The sequence below is a fragment of the Pedobacter sp. 01T416_2 genome (assembly GCF_056398925.1).
Genome location: NZ_JBFTQI010000635.1, coordinates 1 through 3,516 on the forward strand (window position 1 = coordinate 1; position 3,516 = coordinate 3,516).

Annotated in this window: 2 protein-coding genes; both read right to left on the reverse strand. The window is 37.4% G+C overall.

The features are described 5' to 3' along the window. Positions 1-328: 328 nt before the first annotated feature. Entirely contained in the window at positions 329-2,329 is a 2,001-nt protein-coding gene (locus AC1DPQ_RS21545; protein WP_477610828.1) for an OmpA family protein, read from the reverse strand. 8 nt (positions 2,330-2,337) lie between these two features. Further along, a complete protein-coding gene (locus tag AC1DPQ_RS21550; protein WP_057933132.1) occupies positions 2,338-3,339 on the reverse strand; it encodes a PorP/SprF family type IX secretion system membrane protein in 1,002 nt (333 codons plus the stop codon). Positions 3,340-3,516: the final 177 nt, after the last annotated feature.

A 3,516-nucleotide genomic window follows, 5' to 3' on the forward strand; every position in this document is an offset into this window, starting at 1 on the left:
TTGCAGAAGATATTGCAATTGCTGCTTTTAATTCCTCCCAACAATCTACCAGTTCAGATTGATATGAAAATTTAGGTGTTCTAAAAATTACGGTTGGTTGAATATTAAGCTTCATTGAATTTAAATGTGGGCGAAAATTACAAAGATTAATTTAGAAAGTTATCAATTGACAGTTTGCAGTTTGCAGTTCCATACGCACAATCCGTTAATAGTGCATTAAAAATTCAGGGGCACATAGGTCTAGGTTACAAATCCCCAGCCAATTTAATATAAATTAAAAAGCCATCTTCTTTTTAGGAAGATGGCTTACCGGGATGTTAATTGTGTTTTATTTTTTGGTTACTTTAAATTCTGTTCTTCTGTTTTTTGCTCTTCCTTCGGGATTATCTTTTTTCTTGCGTTTAACTACGATTTCGTTTGGTGCAATCGGCATTGATTCTCCATAACCTTTAGAAGTCATTCTAGCAGCGGCAATTCCTTTACTTTCTAAATAGTCTGTACAAGATTTTGCTCTTCTGTTCGATAGATCTAAGTTATACTCATCGGTTCCAATATTATCCGTATGAGAACCCAACTCGATTTCCATTTCAGGATTATCTTCCATAATTGGGATCAGGAAGTCTAACACTTTTTTAGAAGGCTCCGTAAGTTCGGCGCTGTTAAATTCGTAATAAACATTATCCAAAGCCATTGGGATACCTAATTTGAAAGGGCTTAAACAGTAATCTTTATAAATCAAGGTATCTGCTTTAGCCAATTCTTCGTAAGGATAGTTTTTAGTAATTGCGAAATAATTATCTTTCGCAAAAAGCAACTTGATTGGTCTTTTTGAATCTACTTTAAATCTGTATACACCATCAGTGCCTGTTGTAATTTTCTGAGCACCTTCTGCATTGGTAAGCGTTACATTTGCCCCTGCTAATGGCAATTTAGTTTTACAGTCAGTTAAAATACCTGCAATTGAGAAGTATTCTTTTTTCACTTCAAATACCTCTAAACAGCATGATGACTCGCRATCAGAACTGATATATCCTTTTGTTCCTTTATCATCTGTTGCAGTGAAGTAAAGATCATCTTTTGATGAGTTAAACGGATAACCAGCATTTTTTGGTTTGGTCCAATCTACAAGATCACCTTCTGACTCAAAGAAATCGAGACCACCAAAACCTATTCTACCATCGGTACTAAACAATAACTTTTTGGTTAATGGGTTGTAGTATGGTGCACGGTCATCATCTTCTGTATTAATGGTTGAGCCAAAGTTTACGGCCTGACCTAAAGATCCGTCTTCGCGAACGGTGCAATACCAAAGATCGTACTTACCATAACCGCCGCTTCTATCAGATGAGAAAAGCAGGAATTTACCATCGCTGGTTACAAATGGTTGAGTTGAATTAAAATCTTTACTGTTTACCTGTAAGCCAACCGGTTGTGGGTCTGCCCATTTATCACCAGTTTTTTTAGAAGAATAAATGGCATATTTTTCTTTATCCTTCCAGGCTGTAAAGTATACTGTATTTCCATCAGGAGTAAAAGTAGCAGCAGCAACTTCCATGTTTTTAGGAATACTGATATCGATTTTTCTTACTGCAATATCAGCCGAAGTTAATTCGCCCTTAGCTGTATAAATATTATTAAGGAACGGATTGCTTTTAGTTGATACCTGAACTTCTCCAGCACCTGTTTTAACGATGTCTTTTTTACTACCTACAGCAACCGGGCGGGATGAAGTAAAATACAACTCATTGTTGATTTTAACAGGAGCATAATTAGAGCCTAAACCATTTACATTGCCAGGTACTTTTTTAACTTGCACCATGCGCGGAAAACGCATTTCTTCGATCGCAAACTTACACGATTCGATTTCCTTTTGGGCGTCTTTAGCTAAAGCATCACCAGGATTTTTTTGGATGAACTGTTGAAAAGCATCGATAGCCAGGTTAAATTTTTTATTTGCCCTTAAGCTTTCTGCATAATAAAATAGCGCCTTTCTAAAACGTGTATTGGTAAAGTTGATCGCTATGGCATAATATTTTTCAGCCTCGTTAAATTCCCTATACAGCCTACTAGATTCTGCAAGGTTATAAATCGATCCTTCATAATCGTCTATCACTTTGTCATCAGTTGCTGATTTCCTTTCCATACCGTACGGTAAAATGGCCTGGGTACTATCTCCAGTAATTTTTAAGGCTTTTTTATAAAAAGTAGATGCTGCGTAGTAATCCTTATTTTCGAAATAAGTATCTGCAACCTTTTTATAATTCACCACATACTGTGCGTTTGCAAAACCGCCAAATGCCACTAACAAAAAGAGTAATATTTTTTTCATTTGATTAATTATAAACGTGGACAAAAGAAGTTTGGACCAATAAGACCGTTACGGCCAATTAAGGATATCGAAAGCTCTAAACCACCGTTACTGTTAGAAGCACGGTTGAAAGTAGAGGTATTAATATCGTAACTTAAGCCGAAAACCATATTCTTTAACTGTAGGCCAACAAAGGCAATTGCAGCATCTTTATTGCGGTAGTTACCACCAAACAAAATGTTTGCTGATGGATTAACATTAAGCTGAGCATAAGCACCTAAAGATACCTCGTTTGTATTCCCCTGATACATAAACAATGCATTGGGTACAATATCCAATAACTCTGAAGCCTTGATCCGCGCACCGCCATGTGCAGTAAAACGAACAGGGATACGTGAATTTGAACCAGAGAAACGATCCATAGGACGGGTTAAGTGTGCCGCACTTGCTCCTAAGAAAACGTTCACACTTTTGTTGGGGTTACCATCAAAATACATGATACCTGCATTTACATCAGGAACCAAAGAAGATTGAGATGAAAGTGTTTCGCCGCTCATCATACCACCATCATAACCTGAAATTGGATTAAACTGGTTACCAAACCTGGCCTGAGAGAAATCGAAACTGCGGTTAATTACACCAGCTTGTAATCCAAAGCTCACCATCTGTAAACCCTCGGCACCAAACCTTAAACGGTACGAACCTGATACCAGGGCAGACAGGTAGTTAAAATCTAACTCACCTGCCCTTTGGTTTAAAATGGTTGCACCAAATGCAAAGTTCTTTTTTGGCGCCATATCGAACGATGCACCGCCTGTTAAGAAAGAACTGTTTAATGCACTCCATTGTTGTTTAAAGTTTACAGTTGCACGGTAATCGCCGTCTATTACCCCGGTTAAGGCCGGGTTAAGATATAACGGGTTTGCATAATATTGTGAAAAATGCGGATCAGTTTGTGCAAAGGACTTAGCTGTACACAGCAGTAATCCTAGCACTGCAACATATATTTTTAAAGCCGATAGTATTTTCATGGTCTTTGATTTTATCTGTTTATTATTAATCCTCTTCTTATCTAATCAGCGTTACTGTACCTTTTCTTAATGATGTTGTTCCATTGGTGAACGTAATGTCAACCATGTACACATAAACTCCGATCGGTTGATTTACTCCTTTGAAAGTTCCATCCCATCCATTTGCTACATTATCTG